Below are 2,044 nucleotides of genomic sequence, written 5' to 3' on the forward strand. Positions count from 1 at the left end.
ATTACAAGCTAGCGGCTGCGCTCATAAAAGATTCAGAGCGAAGGATCGATTGGTATTTCCCCATGTGGCTTGTAGAAAATCTTACAGATGCGATAAACAGAGCAGATGATAAGAAAAAGTACCTGTTCTCGCTCCTGAAGAAACCTGAGTTATGGAAGCTCTTCATGGATTTTCTCGAGAGAGAGTCATTTATGGGAAGGGGGTTATGAGAGATGATGATTCTAGATATCAGATCTGAAAGGCAAGTGCTAAAGGCCTTAATACACTACATAGAACTTAGGTGCAGGATTGGCGAGATAGATCGAAGGTTTCTTTCGCAGGAATCTCAGATTATCTACGACATTATTTCAAAAAACATAGACAAAGACTCCACTCTGATCCTGATGGAAATCTACAACAGGTTGGAACGCTTTGATGTCAATGATGTTGACCTGGTGGATGAAAACCATGCCAACAATCTGATCGACTACTTCAAAGAGACTTTGAGGAACAAGAAATTCAGGTTTCTGCTAAACCAAATCTCTCGCGCGATGAAGCAAGGCAACATGAAATTGGAGGATGCGACCGAAAAAATCATGTCCTTCCTTCATGAGAGTTCGTCTGGATTCAAGTATGTAGACATGAAGGAGGCGAATATGCTTCTGCTGCAGTTTCACATGGATGTTTGGGCGAACAAGAGCAAGAAGCTTGATTGGCCGTTCAGATATTCTAACACGGTACTGAACAGTCTTAGGGGCAAGGAGCTAGTTGTGGTCGCAGGAGAGACCGCTACGGGAAAGACCTCCTTCATGCTGAATACCGCGGCACGCTGGGCTGCTGAGGGAAAGACTATAGGATATATCTCTCTGGAAATCGATGTAGTTGACCTTAAGAACAGGATTCACCAGAAAGACTTCGATATCAACCTGAGCGCCGAGTCGGAAAAACTGAGCAAGGAAGGACGATTGCTACTGAACGATGCAATCGACAGGACTGTGGATCAGAAGATGTTTTTCTGTGACAGCGGTGTGAGATCTGTTCACGAAATCATAGCTGGCATAAAGCTGATGAATATGCTTCATCAATTCGATGCTGTCTTCATAGACTATCTCCAGCTCATGAGCTGCCCGGGAAAGCAGTCGAAGGACGCGGAGATCGGCGAGATAATGGGGTCTCTGAAGGCTCTGGCTATGGATATCAAAGTCCCGATCATAATCGCCTCGCAACTGAACAGAGAAGTCGGCAAGAACGACAAAGGGATTCCAAGACTCTCTAATCTTCGAGAATCGGGAACGATAGAACACAGCGCCGATGTGGTAATCCTGATTTACAGGCCTATACTGTACAACAAGAGCGATTCGTTGAGCGAATACCATGCGATAGTCGCCAAGCAAAGAAACGGGAGGACAGGCACTATCTACATGGACTTCAACATGACCAGACAGGTAATCGAAGGCACGGGAACATCCGTTAAATGCGAAGAAGAAAGCGCCACTAGCCTCGTATAGAAACCGGTGCACCCGCACCGGTATTTTTCTTCCCCTGCCTTTTCTTCAAGACTTTGCTTCTTTCTCACAGATTCGGAATAAGAAATCTAAGCTTCTCATGCAATAAACAGTCCCCACAAAAGAAGAGCCTGAATCAAGTCTAGGTCTTTGAAATACTCAACGAATCATGAGCGGTGATTCGAAAATAACGTCTTTCGTCCAACTTCCTAGAACATGGACTCGTCCTTTGGAGAGTACTGCTAAAGAAGCAACGCGGCCGTCTTGCAGATCGAAGACGTAGATCCTGTGCAGTTGCTCTCACAGGATGACAAAGTAAGGGATCAGCATGAGTTACTCGGGATGGCGGTGTAAGGTTAGTCGGAAAGCAGCACATTAGGTCATTCTGACGAAGCTTCTGGTCAGAATTTCGATCCTTGGCGCGGGCCGACGCTATAGATATTTCAACTAGCGAATACACCGCAGCAAGAAAATTGAATTGAGTTTATTCGATAAATGCAAGTTAATAAGTAATTCGGATGCATTTACAAGGAAAAGGCCACGCGTAGAAGAATTGTCGG

At 45.2% G+C, this 2,044-nt stretch carries 2 protein-coding genes; both read left to right on the forward strand.

From position 1 onward, the window contains the following. On the forward strand, nucleotides 1-209 hold a 209-nt coding region (locus tag RJ60_RS15630), incomplete at its 5' end, for a hypothetical protein (protein WP_180979947.1). A gap of 3 nt (nucleotides 210-212) precedes the next feature. Then, the gene (locus RJ60_RS12040; RefSeq protein ID WP_103134853.1) at nucleotides 213-1,487 is read left to right on the forward strand and encodes a DnaB-like helicase C-terminal domain-containing protein; all 1,275 of its coding nucleotides are present in this window, start codon (nucleotides 213-215) and stop codon (nucleotides 1,485-1,487) included. The last annotated feature ends 557 nt before the right edge of the window (nucleotides 1,488-2,044 follow it).

The organism is Mesotoga sp. B105.6.4, assembly GCF_002896535.1.
Classification (GTDB): Bacteria; Thermotogota; Thermotogae; order Petrotogales; family Kosmotogaceae; genus Mesotoga.

Bases quoted from the DNA above. Each gene is read 5' to 3' on its own strand.
- RJ60_RS12040 (WP_103134853.1), top strand. From the start codon at position 213: ATGATGATTCTAGATATCAGATCTGAAAGGCAAGTGCTAAAGGCCTTA.